General features: G+C 67.2%; 16 protein-coding genes and 1 pseudogene. 9 read left to right on the top strand and 8 right to left on the bottom strand.

Annotated features, from left to right (window positions below; translation table 11 throughout):
- From OXF11_14050 to OXF11_14060, 3 genes are all read right to left on the bottom strand, one after another.
- Positions 1 to 984 (bottom strand): pyridoxal-dependent decarboxylase (locus tag OXF11_14050; protein ID MCY4488220.1); only part of this gene is annotated, 984 nt, incomplete at its 3' end.
- 94 nt (positions 985 to 1,078) lie between these two features.
- Positions 1,079 to 1,228 (bottom strand): type II toxin-antitoxin system HicA family toxin, encoded by a 150-nt coding sequence (locus OXF11_14055; GenBank protein ID MCY4488221.1) that lies wholly within the window; start codon positions 1,226 to 1,228, stop codon positions 1,079 to 1,081.
- Entirely contained in the window at positions 1,225 to 1,476 is a 252-nt protein-coding gene (locus tag OXF11_14060) for a type II toxin-antitoxin system HicB family antitoxin (GenBank protein MCY4488222.1), read from the bottom strand. Before OXF11_14060 ends, OXF11_14055 begins: the two co-directional genes overlap by 4 nt.
- Positions 1,477 to 1,740: 264 nt before the next feature.
- On the opposite strand from OXF11_14060, the gene OXF11_14065 reads away from it, so the two are divergent.
- Entirely contained in the window at positions 1,741 to 2,376 is a 636-nt protein-coding gene (locus OXF11_14065; GenBank protein MCY4488223.1) for a glutathione S-transferase family protein, read from the top strand.
- A 75-nt stretch (positions 2,377 to 2,451) separates the two neighbouring features.
- Here OXF11_14065 and OXF11_14070 read toward each other — a convergent pair.
- Both OXF11_14070 and OXF11_14075 read right to left on the bottom strand, forming a co-directional pair.
- Positions 2,452 to 2,619: pseudogene (locus OXF11_14070) on the bottom strand (ATP-binding protein).
- 6 nt (positions 2,620 to 2,625) lie between these two features.
- Positions 2,626 to 3,336: an HAD family hydrolase gene (locus tag OXF11_14075; GenBank protein MCY4488224.1), complete on the bottom strand. Its 711-nt coding sequence runs from the start codon at positions 3,334 to 3,336 to the stop codon at positions 2,626 to 2,628.
- A gap of 333 nt (positions 3,337 to 3,669) precedes the next feature.
- On the opposite strand from OXF11_14075, the gene OXF11_14080 reads away from it, so the two are divergent.
- The 3 genes from OXF11_14080 (at position 3,670) to OXF11_14090 (ending at position 7,806) form a co-directional block, all read left to right on the top strand.
- Entirely contained in the window at positions 3,670 to 4,815 is a 1,146-nt protein-coding gene (locus OXF11_14080) for an alanine--glyoxylate aminotransferase family protein (protein MCY4488225.1), read from the top strand.
- Between the two features lie 98 nt (positions 4,816 to 4,913).
- Positions 4,914 to 6,497, top strand: a complete 1,584-nt coding sequence (serA, locus tag OXF11_14085) for a phosphoglycerate dehydrogenase (protein ID MCY4488226.1) — start codon at positions 4,914 to 4,916, stop codon at positions 6,495 to 6,497.
- A 10-nt stretch (positions 6,498 to 6,507) separates the two neighbouring features.
- The gene (locus tag OXF11_14090; protein MCY4488227.1) at positions 6,508 to 7,806 is read left to right on the top strand and encodes an adenylosuccinate synthase; all 1,299 of its coding nucleotides are present in this window, start codon (positions 6,508 to 6,510) and stop codon (positions 7,804 to 7,806) included.
- Between the two features lie 21 nt (positions 7,807 to 7,827).
- On the opposite strand, the gene ggt is transcribed toward OXF11_14090, so the two are convergent.
- Entirely contained in the window at positions 7,828 to 9,522 is a 1,695-nt protein-coding gene (ggt, locus tag OXF11_14095; GenBank protein ID MCY4488228.1) for a gamma-glutamyltransferase, read from the bottom strand.
- 164 nt (positions 9,523 to 9,686) lie between these two features.
- Here ggt and OXF11_14100 point away from each other — a divergent pair, with 164 nt between their 5' ends.
- The 5 genes from OXF11_14100 to OXF11_14120 all read left to right on the top strand — a co-directional run bounded on the left by OXF11_14100 (position 9,687) and on the right by OXF11_14120 (position 16,168).
- Complete coding sequence (locus OXF11_14100; GenBank protein ID MCY4488229.1) at positions 9,687 to 11,687, top strand: ATP-dependent helicase; 2,001 nt, start codon at positions 9,687 to 9,689, stop codon at positions 11,685 to 11,687.
- Positions 11,688 to 11,795: 108 nt separating this feature from the next.
- Positions 11,796 to 12,671, top strand: a complete 876-nt coding sequence (locus OXF11_14105) for a fused MFS/spermidine synthase (protein MCY4488230.1) — start codon at positions 11,796 to 11,798, stop codon at positions 12,669 to 12,671.
- A complete protein-coding gene (locus OXF11_14110; protein ID MCY4488231.1) occupies positions 12,634 to 13,335 on the top strand; it encodes a M12 family metallo-peptidase in 702 nt (233 codons plus the stop codon). Before OXF11_14105 ends, OXF11_14110 begins: the two co-directional genes overlap by 38 nt.
- The gene (locus OXF11_14115) at positions 13,332 to 15,266 is read left to right on the top strand and encodes an acetoacetate--CoA ligase (GenBank protein ID MCY4488232.1); all 1,935 of its coding nucleotides are present in this window, start codon (positions 13,332 to 13,334) and stop codon (positions 15,264 to 15,266) included. The genes OXF11_14110 and OXF11_14115 overlap by 4 nt, the downstream gene beginning before the upstream one ends.
- A gap of 62 nt (positions 15,267 to 15,328) precedes the next feature.
- Positions 15,329 to 16,168: an SDR family NAD(P)-dependent oxidoreductase gene (locus tag OXF11_14120; GenBank protein ID MCY4488233.1), complete on the top strand. Its 840-nt coding sequence runs from the start codon at positions 15,329 to 15,331 to the stop codon at positions 16,166 to 16,168.
- Between the two features lie 35 nt (positions 16,169 to 16,203).
- On the opposite strand, the gene OXF11_14125 is transcribed toward OXF11_14120, so the two are convergent.
- Together OXF11_14125 and OXF11_14130 are read right to left on the bottom strand one after the other, a co-directional pair.
- A complete protein-coding gene (locus OXF11_14125; GenBank protein ID MCY4488234.1) occupies positions 16,204 to 17,187 on the bottom strand; it encodes an LLM class flavin-dependent oxidoreductase in 984 nt (327 codons plus the stop codon).
- A partial coding sequence (locus tag OXF11_14130; protein MCY4488235.1) for a hypothetical protein occupies positions 17,187 to 19,566 on the bottom strand: 2,380 nt, incomplete at its 5' end. The genes OXF11_14130 and OXF11_14125, both read right to left, overlap by 1 nt.

Genomic DNA, 19,566 nt, shown 5'->3' on the forward strand with positions numbered 1-19,566 from the left:
CGGCAGGTGGCGAATGCGGCGGCACGCCCCCGCCAGGGCGCGCAGGGTGCGCGGCCGGAAGCCCAGGGGATTGGCCTCGAAATCGTAGTCGTTGAACACCGACCATGCCCAGCCGATGACGGCGTCGGCGTGGATGTGCGGCCGGTAGGCGAGTCCGAACTCGTCCACCAGTGTGTCCCGCATCGCCGCGATGGCCTTGAGGTCGTCGAGACCGAAGGAGTCGGTGGTGCCCATGGTGGCGATGATGGCGGCGATCTTCCGGCCTTCCGACAGAGCCTTGCGGGCGGCCTCCTCCAGTTGGGCCACATCGATCTCGTTGTCCGGAGTCGTCGGCACCGTAATCAGGTTGCGCGTCCCCAGCCCGAGCCAGCCGGCGATGTTGGCGGCGCAGTAGTGCCCGGTGTCCGACACCAGGATCACGGCGTCCTGAGACACACCGTTCTGAATGGTGTCCGGGCAAGCCTTCTCCAACCCCATCTTCACCCCGTAGAGAGAGGTGCCGGTGCCGCCGAAGGTGAACACCCCGCCGGACCGCTCCGGGTCGTAGCCGATGAGCCCGGCGGTGATGCCCGAGGCCTCCACCTCCGCCAGCGCCACGAGCCGGCTGTACTCGTCCCAGGCGATGTTGGGGTTGTACAGGGAGGCCAACAGGACGCCGATCACGCTGGGGATGGTGGGCGGCGGGATCACGTTCTGCTGCGTGCGCGGATGGCCGAATAGCGTCATGCCGCGCAGGTAGCCCACGAGGTCGGCGGTCACCGCCTCCACCGACGACGTCCCCTCCCGCAAGGTCGCCGTGCGCGCCGTCTCGAAGTCCCCCGACGTCAACTCGCCGAGGATCGGCAACTCACCCTTCAGCGCGTCCACCTGGTCGAGAGCGCGCATGATGGAGTGGATGAAGTAGGAGTCGTGGATGGGATCGGAGATCGGCTGGGGAAATGCCAGCCGCACCTCATCCAGAATGTCGCGATAGGGTGTAGACATGAAACAAAGCCATCAGAGGAAACAGCGTCCTTGGAGATTCCGGTTCCCCTACATGCTATTTGACCGGGTCGACTCCGAGATCACGGCATATCTTTCAGGCTAGAAGGTCGTTGATTTCACGGTGCCTCGGAACTGCAGAACGCCGGTCGCCGCGCTGGTTGCGCCACCATGAGTGCCGCCCTCCTTCACGAACCAGCCGGCAACCGCGCCTTTGCAGGTGCCTTAGGAGTTCGATCCGATTCATGCAATGGTGACCTTCTCCTCCCGATAGTTGTCACCTGCCGCAGCCAAGGCTTCTTTCCGATTGAAATCAAGTGCTTCAGCAAGCGCTTCAGCAAGGCTCTGGCGCAATTCCTCGTGAGTGCGTTCCTGGCAATTGACGCCGGGAACTTCTTCAATCCAGCCAATCCACCATCCGTCGGAATACTTAGTGACCGCCGTGTACTCCACGTTCCTTCTCCTTCCGACCCGTGTCTCGCGGACTGTCCACATCGCTTACGTGGATGCATCCACGAGTACCCTTTCGATCATCCCACTGAAAGCCTTTTTTCGCTCAAAGTCCGCCTGCAGGTCATCTTCCGCGCCTCCTGGAAATCGCCAGCCGCACCTTGTCCAGGATGTCGCGATAGGGTGTAACCATGGGACAGAGCCCTCAAAGGGAAACAGGATCCTCGAAGATGAGCGGATCCCATGTACTCAGTTTACAGGAAATCGATGAAGTCGCCATGAACCGGGCACCGAAAGGAGCAGACGAAGATGATCACCCTCTACAGCAAGGCCACCTCCAACGGCCGCAAAGCCTCCATCATGCTGGAGGAATCGGGGCTGGACTACATGGTCAGGCCCATGGCCCTGGAGAACATGGAGCAGAAGGAAGACTGGTACCTCGCCATCAACCCCAACGGCCGGATACCCTGCATCGTCGATGACGACGGTCCGGGCGGCCAGACCGTCACGGTGTTCGAGTCCGGCGCCATCCTCATCTATCTCGCGGAGAAATCGGGACGGCTACTGCCTCAGGAACCGGCGGCGCGCATAGAGGTCCTCAACTGGCTCTTCTTCGCCTCCGGCCACATCACCCACACCGGTCTCGGCGTGCACTGGCAGGTCCGCCGCCGCGACGCCGGCGAAGAGCACGCCCACCTGGACGTCTGGCAGAAGGAGAACAACCGCGTCTACGGCGTCCTCAACCGCGGGCTGAAAGACCGGGACTACCTGGCGGGCGACTATTCCATCGCCGACATCTCGGCCTACCCCTGGATCTACCGCTGGCGGATGCAGGAGATCGACCTCGACCGCTATCCCAACGTGCGTGACTGGCTGGCCCGGGTCGGCGCCCGGCCGGCGGTGCAGCGGGGGGTGCAGATTCCACCGCGGGATGACGACTTTTGAGGGCTGCCCAAATATCAGAAAACGGGACCGTGGCCTGGAGGCTCACTCAGGTCGGTCACGGAACACTCCCTGGGACTAACGCCAGTGACCGCCCGGCATGATCCGCCGCATGAACTCATCGAACATCGGCACCGTGAAGGCCGTGTCTCCATGGCTCGGACTCCAAATCATGCCTCTGTCGATCAACTGGCTACGGGTCGGGGCCAGGGAAGTCACCCAGCGGCCCACTTCGTTGGCGATGTCGGCACCCTACCCGAACAACCCCATCAGCGCCTGCACCGCCGCCCGCGTGTCCGAGAAGTCGGGCAACAACTCGTCGGGTTCGATCTTCCGAAGCTCCTCCAGGGGATTGTAACGCCCGGTGGCCACGAGCAGACATTTCATGCCGTTGCTTCTCGCGGCTTCCAGGTCCCGTGGGGTGTCGCCGACGATGACGCAGTGGCGCGGCTCCACCGGGAGGTTCAGGTGGGCACTCCACCGTTCCATGGCGATGCGGGGGAGGTCGTTGCGGTTGGCGGAGTCGCTGCCGAAGGCGCCGGGGCCGATGTGCTCGGCGACGCCGGCGGCCTGGAGCTTGAGGCGGCCGGTGACCTCCATGTTGCCGGTGACGACGCCAAGGCACAGGTCCGGCAGGCGGCTCAACTCGCCCACCAGCTCGGGGACGCCGGGGAGCGCGCGCACTCGGGTGGGACCCTCGGAGATGGCGCGCGTGTAGCAGTCCTTCAGGTTCGTGCTGAAGGTGGCCGTGTCCGCCGGGCTCCATTCCACGTCGTGGCCGCCGGCGTCGAAGATCTCCTGCAGGATGATCGGATCAGTCTTGCCGTCGGGCCGGATGGTGCGGATGTCGCCGGGGACGCCAAAGGTCTTGAGGATGGCCTCGTTGAAGGCCACGTGGCCCTCCTGAGAGCGCAGCAGCGTGCCGTCGAGGTCGAAAAAGACGATTTTGGGTGTGTTGGCCATGACGGACTGGAAACTTATATGCTCGCGGCGCGCATGGAAAGGGACCGTGCGGAGGCGGCCCTCTGATTGACAAAACCGCCGGTCCGGGTTACGAAGAAAGTCGCACAACTGGCGTGTACGTGGAGTTCACCACGGGGGAGTGCCAGTGTGGCGTCTCGCGAACGCGCTCATGAAGAGACGCGACACCTGACTTGATGGACGGCCGAACGCCTGGGTCTCTATGCCAGAGAGGTTCAGGCTTTTTTTTGTGCAAATCCCGGCTTGTCCGCCCCCCGCTGGAAGGTATCGCCGGGAGAATTCCGAAGAACTATTCCTCGCATCGGATGTGACGCCATGATCAAGCAATACCTGCTGTCTCCCGGGCCGACACCCATTCCCAACGAAGTGCAACTGGCCATGGCCCAGACCATGATCCACCACCGGACGCCGGAGTTCGCGGCGGTCCTGGAGGAGGCCCGCGCGGGGCTCAAGCCTCTGTTCGGCACGGCCAACGACGTGATCATCTTCGCTTCCTCCGGCACCGGCGCCATGGAGGCGGCGGTGGCCAACCTGTTCTCGCCGGGCGACAAGGTCGTCGTGGTCAACGGCGGCAAGTTCGGCGAGCGCTGGCTGCGCATCTGCCGCGCCTACGGTCTCGACGTCGTGGAGATCCCGGTGGAATGGGGCACGGCCGTGGAGGTGAGCGCGGTGGAACAGGCGCTCAAGGCGAACCCGGACACGAAGGGCGTATTGATCCAGGCCAGCGAGACCTCCACCACCACGCTCCATCCCGTACGCGAGATCGCCGAGCTGACGCGCGGCGATGGGCCGCTGCTGCTGGTGGACGGCGTCACGGCGGTGGGCGTGCTGTCCGTGCCCATGGACGAATGGGGCATCGACGTGCTGGTGACGGGCTCCCAGAAGGCGATGATGCTGCCACCGGGGCTGGCCTTCATCGGCCTCAACGACCGCGCCTGGCAACGCGCGAAAGAACCCGCCTCGCCGCGCTTCTACTTCGACCTGGAGAGCGAGCGCAAGGGACAGGCCAAGGGCTCCACCGCGTATACGCCGGCGGTGTCGCTGGTGTTCGGGCTGTGCGCCGCTCTGAAGCTCATGCGCGAGGAAGGTCTGGAACGGGTCTACGCACGGCACGACCGCATGGCCCGGGCCACCCGCGCGGCGGTGACGGCCATGGGGCTCAAGCTCCTGTCCCCGGACAACCCCAGCCCCGCGGCCACCGGCTTTTACGTCCCCGACGGCTCCGACGGCGACGTGCTGCTCGACTACCTGCGGGCGCACATGGGAATCACCCTGGCGGAGGGACAGGACCACCTGTCGGGAAAGGTGATCCGCATCGCCCATGTGGGACACATGGGGGCATTCGACGTGATCGTGGCCATCAGCGCGCTGGAGATGGCGTTTCGTAAGTTCGGTCTGCCGGTCACCCTCGGCAAGGGCGTGGCCGCGGCCCAGGAGATCCTCATGGAGGCACTGGATTGATGGAAGAGCTTCGGGAGCAGGCGGACGAGACACCCCTTTACGGGAACCTGATGAGGACGCCCATGGCGGCGGAATTGACCAGGAGTGAAGGCGACATGATGAAGGTACTGGTTTCGGACCCGCTGCCGGACGTGGGCCTGGAGGTGCTGAACAAGGCCGCGGACATCGACGTGGACGTGCGCGTGGGGCTCGAGCCCGACGCGTTGAAGGAGATCATCGGCGACTACGACGGTCTGATCCTGCGCAGCGGCACCAAGGTGACCGCGGACGTCATCGAGGCCGCCGGCCGGCTCAAGATCATCGGCCGGGCGGGCGTGGGCGTGGAGAACATCGACGTGGACGCCGCCAGCCAGCGCGGCATCGTGGTGATGAACACGCCGGGAGGCAACAACGTCACCACCGGCGAGCACACCATCTCGCTCATGATGGCCCTGGCGCGGCACATTCCCCAGGCGGTGGCGTCGGTCAAGAGCGGCAAGTGGAGCCGCCAGAAGTTCACCGGCGTGGAGCTGTGCAACAAGACCCTGGGGGTTATCGGCCTGGGCAACGTCGGGGGCATCGTCGCCGAGCGCGCCCTGGGCCTGCGCATGAAGGTACTCGGCTACGACCCCTTCATCCCGGCCGAGGCGGCGGCGCGCATGGGCGTGGAATCCGCGAGCCTGGACGACATCTACGCGCGCGCGGACTTCATCACCGTGCACGTCCCGCTCATCGACGAGACCCGCGGCCTCATCAACCGCGAGACCATCGCCCGGATGAAGGACGGCGTGCGCATCATCAACTGCGCGCGCGGCGGCATCGTGGACGAGAACGACCTGGCCGACGCCATCAAGGAAGGCAAGGTGGCGGGAGCGGCGGTGGACGTGTACGTGGAGGAGCCGCCCGGCCCGGAGCACCCGCTGGTGCAACTGGACCAGGTGGTGACCACACCGCACCTGGGCGCGTCCACGGACGAGGCCCAGCTCAACGTCTCCATCGCCGTGGCGGAGCAAGTGCGGGACTACCTCGTGGACGGCGTCGTCCGGTACGCCGTGAACGCCCCCAGCGTGAGCCAGGACCTGCTGCGGGAGCTGCAGCCCTACCTGACCCTGGGCGAGAAGCTCGGCAGCCTCCACGTGCAGTTGCTCGGCCGGTTCCCGGAAGAGATCCAGATCGAGGGCGGCGGCGACGTGGCCCAGTACGACATCGCCCCCATCGCCCTGGCGGTGCTGAAGGGCGTGCTGAGCTTCGCCCTGGGGGAACGGGTCAACTACGTGAACGCGCCGTTCATCGCGCAGGAGCGTGGCATCAAGGTGGTCCAGTCCAAGAGCGAAAGCGCGGAGGATTTCGCCAGCTACATCAAGGTGCGGGTGCGCTCGCAAGGCGAGGTAGCGGAGATCGAGGGCGCCCTCTTCGGCACCAACAACCCGCGTATCGTGCGCATCAACGACTTCTACTTCGAGGCCGTTCCCGAGGGGCACATTTTGGTGTCCTACAACCGCGACGTGCCCGGGGTGGTGGGCGCGCTGGGCTCGCTGCTGGGCGACAACGGCATCAACATCGCCGGACTGGAGCTGGGGCGGGAACAGGCCGGCGGCCGCGCGATTTCGTTCATCCACGTGGACAACGCGGTGCCCAAGGAAGTGATGGACAAGTTCCGGGCGCTGCCCGAGGTGATCTCCTCGACGGCCGTGAAGCTGTGAGGCGCGGCAGGTGGCGAACGTCGCGGTCATAGGCGCCCAATGGGGCGACGAGGGCAAGGGCAAGATCGTCGATCTGCTGGCCCGGCGGTCGGACGTGGTGGTGCGCTTCCAGGGCGGCAACAACGCCGGCCACACCCTGGTGGTGAACGGCAAGAAGACCATCCTGCACGTGATCCCCTCGGGCGCGCTTCACGAGGACAAGGTCTGCGTCATCGGCAACGGCGTGGTGCTCGACGTCGAAGTGCTGCTGGACGAGTTGCACGAGCTGCGGCGGCAGGGGCACCTCACGGACAAGCGCCAGCTCCGCATCAGCGAACAGGCGCACCTGATCATGCCCTACCACAGGGCCATCGACCTGGCGCGGGAGCGCATGCGCGGCGAGGGCAAGATCGGCACCACCGGCCGGGGCATCGGCCCCACCTACGAGGACAAGGCGGCGCGCGTGGGCATCCGCGTGGTGGACCTGCTGGAGGAGGACACCTTCCGCGCCAAGCTCGAGCACAACATCGCGGAAAAGAACGTCTACCTGAAGGCGATCCTCAAGGAGCAGGCGCTGGACTTCGACGACATCCACCGCACCTACGGCGGTTACCGCGACAGGCTGGCGCCGTACGTCACCGACACCGGGGTATTGCTGGAGGAGTTCTTCCGCGAAGGAAAAAACGTGCTGTTCGAGGGCGCCCAAGGGACTCTGCTGGACCTCGACCACGGCACCTATCCGTACGTCACCTCGTCCAACACGGTCATCGGCGGGGTATGCAGCGGCGCGGGCGTCGGACCGCGGCACATCCACGAGGTCATCGGCATCACCAAGGCCTACACAACCCGTGTGGGCGGCGGACCGTTTCCCAGCGAGCTCACCGGGTCCGAGGGCGACAAGCTGCGCCAGGACGGCGACGAGTACGGCGCCACCACCGGACGGCCGCGCCGTTGCGGCTGGTTCGACGCGGTGGCGGTGCGGCACGCGGTGCGCCTCAACGGCCTCACCGGCCTCGCCCTGACCAAGCTGGACGTGCTCACCGGGTCACCCCGAATCCGCGTGTGCACGGCCTACCGGGTGGGAGGCAAGCTCCTGCGCCACTTTCCCGCAAGCCTCAAGGTGATGGAGACCCTGGAGCCCGTGTGGGAAGAATTCCCCGGCTGGCAGGAACCGGTCACGGGCGCTCGCCGCGTCGCCGACCTGCCCGCCAACGCGCGACGCTACATGGAGCGGCTGGAAGAACTCGTGGAGACGGAGATCGTCATCGTATCCGTGGGCCCGGACCGTGACCAGACCATCCTCCTCAAGAACCCCTTCGACGCCCGCTGAGCCGACATCGTCGCGTGTGCCTCAACGCGCCGCGCCGGCCTTGCGCGGGTCCGAAGCCGCGGTGATGCCGCGCCCCTCCGCGCCGATGGCCTGCACCGCGCCCTGGAGGCGACCGCGCCGCACCGCGTGCCCCCGGTCCGCCAGCAGCGCCAACGCCTTCTCGCTCACTCCAACCTCCGCCTCCAGCGTGCATTGCGCGTCCGGCACCGCGTGAATGCGCGGGGCCGCCACCGCCTCCGCCAAGGGCATGCGGAAGTCCACCACGTTGAGGATGGTCTGGAGCACCGCCCCTGTGGTCTGCGCCCCTCCCGACCCGCCGACTATCAGTTCCGGCCGCTCATCCCGCAGCAGGATCACGGGGGTCATGCCGTTTGCCGGCCGCGTGCGCGGCTTGAGGGCGTTGGCAGCGTCCGCGGCGGCGTCACCGGAGTCGCCGGCCAGCGAGAAGTCGCGCATCCGGTTGTTGAGGATAATGCCGGCCTCGCGCACCAGCACCTTGGCGCCGAAAGGGCTGCCGAGGGCCAGACTCATGGAGACGGCATTGCCCTCCCCGTCCAGCACGCCGATGTGGTTCGTGGCGGCGTGGGCCTGCGCCCGCGGCGCCACCCCCGGCGGGACCGCGGGAGCGGCCTGTTCCATGGAGATCTTCCGGCGCACCTCGGAAGCGCGTTCCGCGGAGGTGAAGCGCCGGACCGGAAGTTCATCGGCATCGGGATCCCCGAGGGTGCTCAGCATGTCGTTCATGCCCGCCTTGGTGGTCTCGGCGATCAGGTGCAGGTAGGCTCCCGAGTTGTGGTGGAACTGGTCCGCGCCGTAGCCTTCCAGGACGTTCAGCAGCCCCACGAGCGCCACTCCTCCGAGGCTGGGCGGCGGCACGGTCAGCACCGTCCGGCCGCGGTAGCCGCCGATGAGGGGGCGGCGCCACGCGGGCCGGTAACTGTGGAAGTCGTCCAGGTTCACGGCGCCGCCGTCGCGCTGGATGCGCGCGGCCACCGCCTGTCCGGCCGCCCCCTCGTAGAAGGCCGCCGCCCCGTCCCTGGCGATGTCCTTCAGGGTCTCGGCCAGCTCCGGCTGCCGGATCATGGCGCCCACCTCGTAGGGAACCCCGGAGGCCTTGAGGAAGATGCGCGAGAAGTTGGGGCGTTGCCGCAAAGCCGCCAGGTCCGCGTCAATGGCCCTGCGGAAACGCGGCGTCACCGGCACTCCCTCGACGGCATGGCCGATGGCCGGAGCCAGCACGGTCTCCAACGGCAGGCTGCCGAAGCGATTCAAGGCCTCGACCAGGCCCGCCACGGTGCCCGGCACCGCTACCGCGAGCGCGCCGCTGTCGGGCGGCTCGCGCGCGTCCCCCTTCCGGTACAACTCCGGAGTGGCCGCGGCGGGCGAGACCTCGGTGAAGTCCAGCGCGTGCACCCGTTTCTCCGGCGCCCGGTAGAACACCATGACGCCGCCACCGCCAAGGGCGGACGAGGGTGGATCGAGCACGGCCAGGGCAAACGCGGCGGCGACCGCGGCGTCCACCGCGTTGCCCCCCTGCTCCAGGATACCCATGCCCGCCTTGACGGCGGCCGGGTGCGCCGCCACCACCACGCCGTCGAGGCGGGTCTGGGCCAGGGAAATCGAGGACCCCGAGAAAACAGGAACGAGCAGAACCGCGAGGACGAACACCGCGGAAGCGAAACGGTCAGGGAGTGAAACGGTCGGAATGCCGGACATTTTCCATGTCATCCGGTCGAAGGCTGGTGCTTGTTTAGTCGTTCAGCCGCGGGTTTGCAAGCGAAATCTTTGCGGGCGACCCGCGTTGTGTTACTTTGTCCGATGTCCCCGAAGCGAGCTTTCGGGACCCGGACCAACATCGGAGAGACACCGGAGAGACACACTTGGCGCGAAAATACGTCCTGAAGAACATCGACGCGCCGCCCACGGGCGCGCAATCCGCCATTGCCTACGAGGAGGAGCTCAACGAGGCACAGTGCCAAGCGGCGATGTTCCTCGATGGACCGCTCCTGGTCATCGCCGGCGCCGGCACCGGCAAGACCCGGACGCTGGTGTACCGGGTGGCGCGCCTCATCGAGCGCGGCATCGATCCGCAGTCGATCCTGCTGCTCACCTTCACCCGGCGCGCGGCCGAGGAAATGCTGCGGCGCGCGAGCCTGCTGACCGACTCCCGCTGCGAGCGTGTCGCCGGCGGCACCTTCCACTCCTTCGGCAACATGGTGCTGCGGCAGTACGGCCAGCTTCAGGGCCTGGCGCCGAGCTTCACCATCATGGACCGCGGCGACAGCGAGGACGTGTTCCAGCTCCTGCGCGCGCAGATGGGTCTGGACAAGCGCGACAAGCGCTTCCCGCGGAAGCAGACCATCGGCGAGATTCACAGCCTGGCGCGCAACACACAGGTGCCGCTGCCGGACCTGGTGCAGCGCGAGTACTCCCACCTGGCGGACTACCTGGAAGAGCTGGTCACCATCACCGAACGCTACCAGGCGTACAAGCGCGAGAAGTCGCTGCTGGACTACGACGACCTGCTCACCCGCCTGAAGGACCTGCTGGACTCCAACGAGGACCTGCGCCGGCGCCTGTCCGACCGCTTCCGCTTCATCATGGTGGACGAGTACCAGGACACCAACCGACTCCAGTCCGACATCATCCGGCGGCTCGCGTGCACCCACGACAACGTCATGGCGGTGGGCGACGACGCCCAGAGCATCTACTCGTTCCGCGGCGCCAACTTCCGCAACATCATGGACTTCCCCAACCAGTTCCCCGGCGCCACCCTCATCCCGCTGGAGGAGAACTACCGCAGCACCCAGCCGATCCTGCGGCTCACCAACGAGATCATCACGCGCGCGGCGGAACGTTACGACAAGACGCTCTTCAGCCGCAAGAGCGAGGGCGAAGTGCCGCTGCTGGTGCAGGCGGAGAGCGAGCACACCCAGTCGCGTTTCGTGTGCCAGCGCATCCTGGAGCTGCGGGAGGAAGGGGTGCCCCTTTGGGACATGGCCGTGCTGTTTCGCTCGAGCTTCCACTCCTTCGACCTGGAGATCGAGCTGACGCGGCACGACATCCCGTTCGTCAAGCGCGGCGGCTTCCAGTTCATGGAGACCGCCCACATCAAGGACGTGCTGGCGCACCTGCGGGTCCTCAGCAACCCCAGCGACGCGGTGTCCTGGGGCCGGGTGCTGATGCTGCTGGAGGGGGTCGGCCCGCAGATGAGCCGCAAGCTCATCGAGCGGATCCTGGGCCAGGACGACCCGAGCCGCGGCCTGCTGGAGCTGGAGTCCCGCGGCCGCGCCTCCCAGGGGCTCAAGACCCTGGCGCGGGTCCTCGGCGAATGCGCCGAACGCACCCGTCCGGCGGACATGGCCCAGTACCTGATGCAGTACTACCTTCCCATCCTCAAGCGGAAGCACGCCGACGACTACCCCAAGCGGCTGCGCGACCTGGAGCACTTCCAGGGCCTCACCGAGCGCTACCAGAGCATCGAGCGGCTGTTGAGCGACATGGCCCTGGAGCCCCCCTCCGCCAGCGTGGACGAGGCCCTTCCGGTGGACCCGGACGAAGGACCGCTGGTGCTTTCGACGGTGCACTCCGCCAAGGGGCTGGAGTGGCATTCGGTGTTCATCATCTGGACGCTCGAGGGACGCTTCCCGTCCTACTACAACACCAACAGCCTGGAGGAGCTGGAGGAGGAGCGCCGGCTGTTGTACGTGGCCGCCACCCGCGCCAAGGAAAACCTGTTCTTCTCCTACCCCGCGCGGGTGTACGACCGGAACCTGGGAATGGTGTTCTCGCGCCCGTCCCAGTTCATCGACGGCATCCCCGAGGATCTGCTGGAGCCCATGTCGCTGGTCCATGAAGACTCCTACTACAGTCAACTGTGACGCCGTGGCCGGCGGCGCCCGGCCGGCCGCCTGAACGCCATGCAGCGCCTTCTGGCCTGGCTCGCGGAGTGCGGGAAACCCCTGTCGACGGTGTCACCGGGAGCCCTGATGTCAATGCTGGCGCCCCTGGGGCGCGGTTGGTCCACGACCCTGTACGAGAAGAGCACCCGCTACCACCGGATCCGCGTGGAAGAGACGCGGGAGCGGCGCTACCTCTACTTCGACGGTACCTTGCAGAGCTCCATGAACCGCAAGGACCCCACCTCCCTGGAGCTGGTCTACTCGCGTTTCGCATCCCTGGGTCTGGCACTTCGGCCGGACGCCGCCAAGGTACTGTTCATCGGGCTCGGCGGCGGCTCCATGGCCAAGACGTTCCATGAGGCGTGTCCGGAGATGGAGATCGACAGCGTCGAGATCGACCCGGAGGTCATCGAGGTGGCGCGGGAGTTCTTCGACTTCCGCGAGGACCCGCGCCAGCGCGTCCACAGCGGCGACGGGCGCATATTCCTCACGCACTCCGGGGAGCGTTTCGACCTGATCCTGCTGGACGCCTACTTCGCCGACAACATGCCGTTCCACCTGATCACCCAGGAGTTCCTGGACACGGCGCGTGACAAGCTGAGCGACGAGGGGGCGCTGGTGATCAACCTCATCGGCGCGCTCCGGGGCCCCGACAGCGCGTTCGTCCGGGCCGCCATCAAGACCCTGGAAGGCGTTTTTCCGCAGGTCTATACCTTTGCCACGTTCGGCAACCGCGCCCACGTGCTGAGCGAGATCCAGAACGTGGTGGTGCTGGCCAGCAAGGCCGCGAAGCGCATGAGCGTGAAAGAGATGGAGCGCCGGGCCACGGATCTCGGCCGGCACCTGTTCCCCGAGCCCCTCAGCAAGATACGACGCTGCTACTACAAGGGTCCGCTGGAGCAGGACGACGTGGAGACCCTCGCCGATGAGGACGCGCCGCTGGACAATCGGGTTCGCCTGTAGCGCGCTCGTGCTGGCGGGGTGCGCGGCGGCGCTCCCGGATCGCGGGGACTTGCGGGTGCGGGTGGTGCGGGTCAAGGTCGTGGCCGATCCAGCCTTGCGGCGGGCGGACGCGGGGTGGCGTCATACGGCCAGGGAGTTGTTGCGGGCGGCCTCCGACTACTACGAAAGAGAATTCAACATCCGCCTCGCCCTCGAGGCCGCCGAGGCGTGGCGGGTGCAAGGCACCACGACCTCCTCGGTGGTGCTCATGCGCCGTCTCAAGAGCGCGTACCCGCGGGCGGGCGGCGACCGGCCCTACGACGTCGTCATCGGCCTGACCCAACAGCCGCTCAACTTCTACCGCGGCGGGCGCGCGCGCGCCGACCGCTTCGGCAACTGCACCGAGGGGCTGGGCAACTACATCGTGAGCCACGTGGGCGAGGACTTCACCTACGACGACGGCGAACTGAACCATGACGCGGCGGCGATCATCCACGAGATGGGACACCTGTTCGGCGCCGTGCACACGAATGACCGCACATCGATCATGCACGCGGATTTCGCGCTGAGAACCGGGTTCGACGCGCCCAACCGCGCCATCGTCACGGGCAACCGCCTGTGCCCGTTCGCCGGCGGCGTGTCCGGCCGGGCCGGCGGCAAACCCGTCACGGAGCGGACACCATGACGCCTCTATGGACACCCACGGCGCAGCAGGTTCGGGATTCCCATCTATACCGGTTCCGTGAAAGGTTGCGTGCCGCTCACGACATTCCGGACGATTCCTTTGCGGCGCTGCACCGCTGGAGCGTTTCGCGGCTGGAGGATTTCTGGGCCGCGGCGTGGCTGGACGCCACGGGACAGACGCCGGCCGGGCCGGTGCTGGCGGACGACGCCATGCCCCCTGCCGGCCGCCTGGAACGCGAAGTGTGGTTCCCCGGCTCCCGCTTCAACTTCGCCGGGCAGCTTCTCCGGCACCGTGACGAGCGTGTCGCCATCATCGAGGAGAACGAGCTTGGCCACTGCCGCACGGTGACGTTCCGGGAGCTTCATGCGCTCACCGGCCGCTGCCAGGCCGCCCTTCGGCGCGCCGGCGTGGGCCCCGGCGACCGGGTCGCGGGCTATCTGCCCAACGTGCTGGAAACCGTGGTGGCCATGCTGGCGACGGCCTCTCTGGGCGCGGTATGGACCGCCACCTCCGCGGACTTCGGGTTCCAGGGAGTGTTCGACCGCTTCAGTCAAATCCATCCGAAGGTGCTGGTGTCGGCGGACGGATACTCCTATAACGGCAACCAGCACGATTGCATCGAAAAGACGCAACGGCTGGTGGATGCGCTCCCCGGCCTCGAACGATGGGTCGTGGTCTCGGGCACCGGAGCGCGGCTGCCCGGCGGCGCCACGGCGTGGGAGTCGTTTCTCGAGGCCGAGCCCGCCGAACCCACGTTCGCCGATGTTCCCTTCGACCATCCCGTGTACATTCTCTACACGTCCGGCACCACGGGGCTGCCCAAGTGCATCGTGCATGGCGCGGGCGGCACCGCTCTCAAGCACCACGTGGAGCACAAGCTCCACACGGACGTGGGCCGCGCCGACACGGTCTTCTTCTTCACCACCTGCGGCTGGATGATGTGGCACTGGCTGGTGAGCGGACTCGCCCAGGGCGCGACGGTGGTCCTGTACGACGGCAGCCCCACCTACCCGAATCAGGACAGACTGTTCCGCCTGGCGGAGGACCACGGCATCAGCGTCTTCGGTACCAGCCCCAAGCTCCTGGCCACACTGGAGAAGAACGGATTCCGTGCCGCGGGCGAGTACCGGCTCGAGCGCATGCGCGCCGTCCTCTCCACCGGATCGCCGCTGGAGGCGTCCCAGTTCCACTACGTCCACGACGCCATCAAGCCGGACGCGCAGGTCTGCTCGATCTCCGGAGGCACGGACATCATCGGCTGCTTCGTGCTCGGGAACCCGATCTCGCCGGTCTACCCGGGGCAGATCCAGGGACCCGCCCTGGGCGTGGACGTCGCCGTCTTCGACGAGCACGGGCGCCCGCTGGCGGGCGAACAGGGGGAACTGGTGTGCCGGAAGCCGTTCCCCTCCATGCCGCTGGGCTTCTGGAACGACCCGGACGATGCCCGATACCGTGAGACCTACTTCGACGCCTATCCCAGCGTCTGGCGTCACGGTGACTACCTGGAGGCCACGCCCGAGCAGGGATTCGTGGTCCACGGCCGCAGCGACACGACGCTCAATCCCGCGGGGATACGGTTCGGCACCGCGGAAATCTATCGGATCGTCGAACGGCTGCCTTTCGTCCAGGATAGCATCGTCGCCGGCTACCGGGACGAGGATGAAACGAGGGTCGCGTTGTTCGTGGTCTTGGACCGGCTCCTGGATCCGGAAACCACCGACGCCATTCGCGCGGCCATCCGCGCCCAGGCCACGCCGCGCCACGTCCCGGCCATCGTGGAACAGATCAGCCAGGTGCCGGTGACACGGAACGGGAAGAAGGTGGAAAAGGCCGTATCCGCCATCCTCGACCACGAGCCTGTCCGCAACCGGGAAGCCCTGGCGAACCCGGAAGCCCTGGACGAGATCGAGGCGTGCATCCGCCGCGCCTGACGACAAACAGGCGCGCCGGAACCCCGACACGGGGGAAGCGTGACGCGCCGGAGGGATGAAGCATGGAAGCGATCAAGCGAGGCGAGCGCGTCAAGGGCAAGGTGGCGCTGGTGGCGGGAGCCGGCTCCATCGAGCCCGGATGGGGCAACGGCAAGGCGGCAGCGGTGCTCTACGCGCGCGAGGGCGCCAAGGTGTTCGCGGTGGACTACCGCCTGGAGGCGGCCGAGGAAACCCGAGCCATCATCGAAGCCGAGGGCGGCACTTGCGCGACGTTCGCCGCGGACGTGACCTCGGAAACGGACGTCAAGGCCATGGTGGACGCATGCGTGAACACCTTCGGGCGCATCGACATCCTGCACAACAACGTCGGCGGCCAGGGCCCGGGCCGGTGGGTCCTGGACATCGAACGCGACGACTGGGATGCCGTGCTGGCGCGCAACGTGACGTCGGTGCTGCTCACCTGCAAGGCGGTCATCCCCATCATGATCCGCCAGGGCGGCGGCGCCATCGTCAACGTCTCGTCCATCGCCAGCATCCGCCACGTCAACGTGCCCACCGCCTCCTACTCCGCCGCCAAGGGCGCGGTGAACCAGCTCACCCAGAACCTGGCACTGCAATACGCCGACAAGCACATCCGCGCAAACTGCGTGTTGCCGGGCTACATCGACACGCCGTTCACCCGCCGGATCGTGGGCGGGAAGCCCAGCTACGAGCACAAGGGATTCACCTCGGCGGACGAATACCGCAAGGCCCGTGACGCCATCGTTCCCCTGGGCCGGGGCGGCACCGCCTGGGACGTGGCCCAGGCCGCGCTTTTCCTGGCCTCGGACGACGCCGACTACATCACCGGCGTCATGCTGCCAGTGGACGGCGGCGTCACCGCCACCTGTCCCGGAGTGTAATCGGCCGCGACCCCGGCGGATACCCGCCGGACGGCTTACAGGGTGCGTGCGAACTTGCCCAGAAATTCGAGGGTGCGCCGGCGGCTGGACTCGGGGTCGTTGCCGGCGGGCAGGACGCTGACCATGATCTCCGCGGCGCCGAAGGAAAACAGCTCCAGCAGCCGCCGTTCGGCTTCGGCTTCGTCGCCGGAGACCACCAGGGACCGCAGCATCGGCGTGCTCCACGCCCGTTGCTCCGCTTCGGCGAAGCCGGCGATGCGGTACATTTCCACGTAAGGGTCCCGTCGCATGTACGAATCGAAGCGCTCCCTGGCGACGGCTTCGACTTCGTTCCAGTCGTCGTGCAGGCTGACGGCCACGTGGGCGATGAGCGGAGGCGTAGGCTGACCGGCCTTCTCCGCGCCCGCGGCCATGAGCGGAACGGCATGGTCGCGCAGGTAGGCGCCGGGACACAGCCAGCTTATGGCGCCGTCGGTACTGGCGCCGGCCAGTTCGAACGACTTCGGCCGCACCGCGGAGATCAGCACCGGCACGTCCACCGGAACGTTATCCGCGGTCTGCGCACGGTAGAAGCGTCCGTTGAAGTTCACTCCTCCCTCGCGCAGCACCGCCCGGACGATCTGAACGTACTCGGTCAGGTGGCCCAAGGGCCGCTCGAACGCGAAACCGTAGGTCCGTTCGATGGGCGCCTTGTTGCCCGGGCCCAGGCCCAGACGAAATCGCCCCGGGGCGAGTTGCGCCATGGCCTCGCCATACTCGACGAAAGACAGCGGGTGGCGCGGCCAGGTCAGCACGATGGCGGTGCCAAGCTGGATGGTCTCGGTGCACATGGCCGCGGCCGCGAGGATGCTCGGGGTGTCACGGCGGATGTTGTTGTCCGCGGTCCGGGGTCCTCCGGTGGTGAGCCACACCGCCTGGATCCCCAGGGATTCGGCCTCGCGGATGTCGCCCAGAACCCCCTGGACATCGGCTCCCGGAATCTCAACGCCGACTCTTCGTGGTTGCCTCCGTTGCGCCATCAGAACCCTACCCTCACGCGGGCCGTGACTCCATGCTCGGTCGCCGTGGGACGCTCCCGGACTTCGGCCTCCAGACTCAAGACCGCCGACGGTCTGGGCGCCATGCGTACGCCCAACCTATAACCCCGTCCGCGTTCGCGGTGCATGCTCAACGCCCCGTAGGGTGTCAACACACCCCCGCCGCGAAGCGCCGCGAAGCCGTAAGCAATCCGCGCTTCGAAAGAGGCCGCCGTCATGGCGCTCGGGAGCCGCCCCATGGCGTCGCGCTCCCACAATGCCTGCACGCCGCTTGCGCCGTCGCCCAGACTTGAGGCCACACTGAACGAGGGTCCGAGCCCGCCCGACCCCGGGGCGAAGCGCACCAGAGCACCGAAGCCGGCCTCGCGTTCGAGCGCGCCTCCATGCGTCGCGAGCCACCGGCCCTGGGCTTCCGCGCTCCACCCGGTCACGGGGTGCGCGTAACGCAGGCCGCCGCCGAGTTCGACGCCGACACCGTTCTCCCCGTCCCCGCCGTCGTGGCGCACGCCCAGCTCGCCCCACGGCGTGAGCGTCCCGCCCGCCCGGACAGCGTATTCACGGCTGCCTTCCAGGCTCAGCCGCAGGCGACCCAGGTCGATTCCGGACCCGAACAGCGAAGTGACGCGCTCGCCGTCAAGCTGTGCCAGCGCCGCCTCGCCCTTCAGCTTCAGGAACAGCGCATCCCGTGCCAGAACGCGGGCGCTGAGGCCCAGCGCTCCGGAGTTCAGCCGGGCGTCGCCCTCGCGTAGCGTCCCGATGATGTCATCCGTGACTCCGAGCTTGCCCCAGGACAGGCCCACGGTGCCCCACACGTGAACGCCGGGCGCGATGGACCAGCCGATGTAGGGGTGCAGGCCGATGAGCGCCAGGTCATACTCGCCGCCTTCATCGCCATCCCCAGCCTCGTAGTCGAAAGAGGCCCGGGACCGCGATATGGAGAATCCCGCCACACCCTTCGGACCGAAAGAGGCGCTTGATGGAGTCCCGGCCCATCCCGGGAACCCATTGGCATGAAGTTTCACTTCCGCTCCGAACTGCCCGCTGAAAACGTCCCCGTCCCAGGTGACGGCCCGGTCCCTGACACCGGCAAGACTGCGGTAATCGGTACAGCCCCACATCGAGATGCCCCCCTTCGAGGACACCAGGAACGACGCTCCTCCCAGGGTTCGCTCCACACTCAGAGGCATGGGGCCTGGGGCACCCCACTCCGGAGCGGCGGCCGCGGGACGTACCGGCAGACGGACGAAGGGCCGGGTCGCGTCCTTGGCGAGATTCGAGAATGCTTCATCGATGCGGCACCTGACGGCGTTGAACGCCAGCGCTCGTCCCAACTCGGGTAGGACGACCCGGCTCACCGGATCAAGAGACGGCCGCTCGTCGACGATGGTCCCTTCTCCGACGCCGTCGGCGATGGTCGCGCCGACCGCCGTGCTCAGCTCGACCCGAAAACGTTCGTCACCTTCGACCAGCTCATCCGCGAGGGTTTCCACGCTCAGCCCTTGGGTCGTGGCGCCCGCGGCGAAGCGGAGCGTACCCGCAACCGCGGTATAGTCAGACCCCGCCGCGGCCGTGCCGTCCACCGTCTGGTAGGCGACGGTCACGGGCGTGGCGCTCGCGGCACTCAACCGCACCACGAACGTCGCCGTGCCGCCTTCTCGTACCGTGGCGTTCGCGATGTTCAGCCGCGGCAAGACAGGTTGAGCCTCGCTGTCGTCGTCGGTGATCCTTACTCTCCCGATGGCGTCGCCCAGCGTCGCCCCGTTCGGGCCGCTCAACTCCACCGTAAACTCTTCGTCCGACTCCACCAGCTCGTCTTCCGTCGTCGCAACACGGATCACCTGCCGCCTAGCCCCCGCCTCGAACGTCAGCGTCGCCGATGCCGCCGTGTAGTCCAGACCGGCCGCCGCCGTCCCGTCCACCGTCGCGTACGACACCGTCACCGCCTGCTCGCTCGCCTTGCTCAGCGTCACCGCCAACTCTGCCGTCCCGCCCTCGTCCACCGTCGCGTCCTCTATCGAAACCACCGGCAACACGGTCTCGACCGGTGGCGTCTCCGTGTCGTCGTCGATGATCGTCGCCGTCCCCGTGGCGTCGCCCAGCGTCGCCCCATTCGGCCCACTCAACTCCACCGTGAATTTTTCGTCCGACTCCGCCAGTTCGTCCTGGGTGGTCGCAACACCGATCACCTGCCGCCTCACCCCTGCCTCGAACGTCAGCGTCCCCGATGCCGCCGTGTAGTCCGACGCCGCATTCGCCGTACCGTCCACCGTCCGATACGACACCGTCACGACGTCATCGCTCGCCTTGCTCAGCGTCACCGCCAACTCCACCATTCCGCCCTCGTCCACACTTCCATCACCG

It is taken from the genome of Deltaproteobacteria bacterium (assembly GCA_026712905.1).
In the GTDB taxonomy this organism is placed as follows: domain Bacteria; phylum Desulfobacterota; class Binatia; order UBA9968; family JAJDTQ01; genus JAJDTQ01.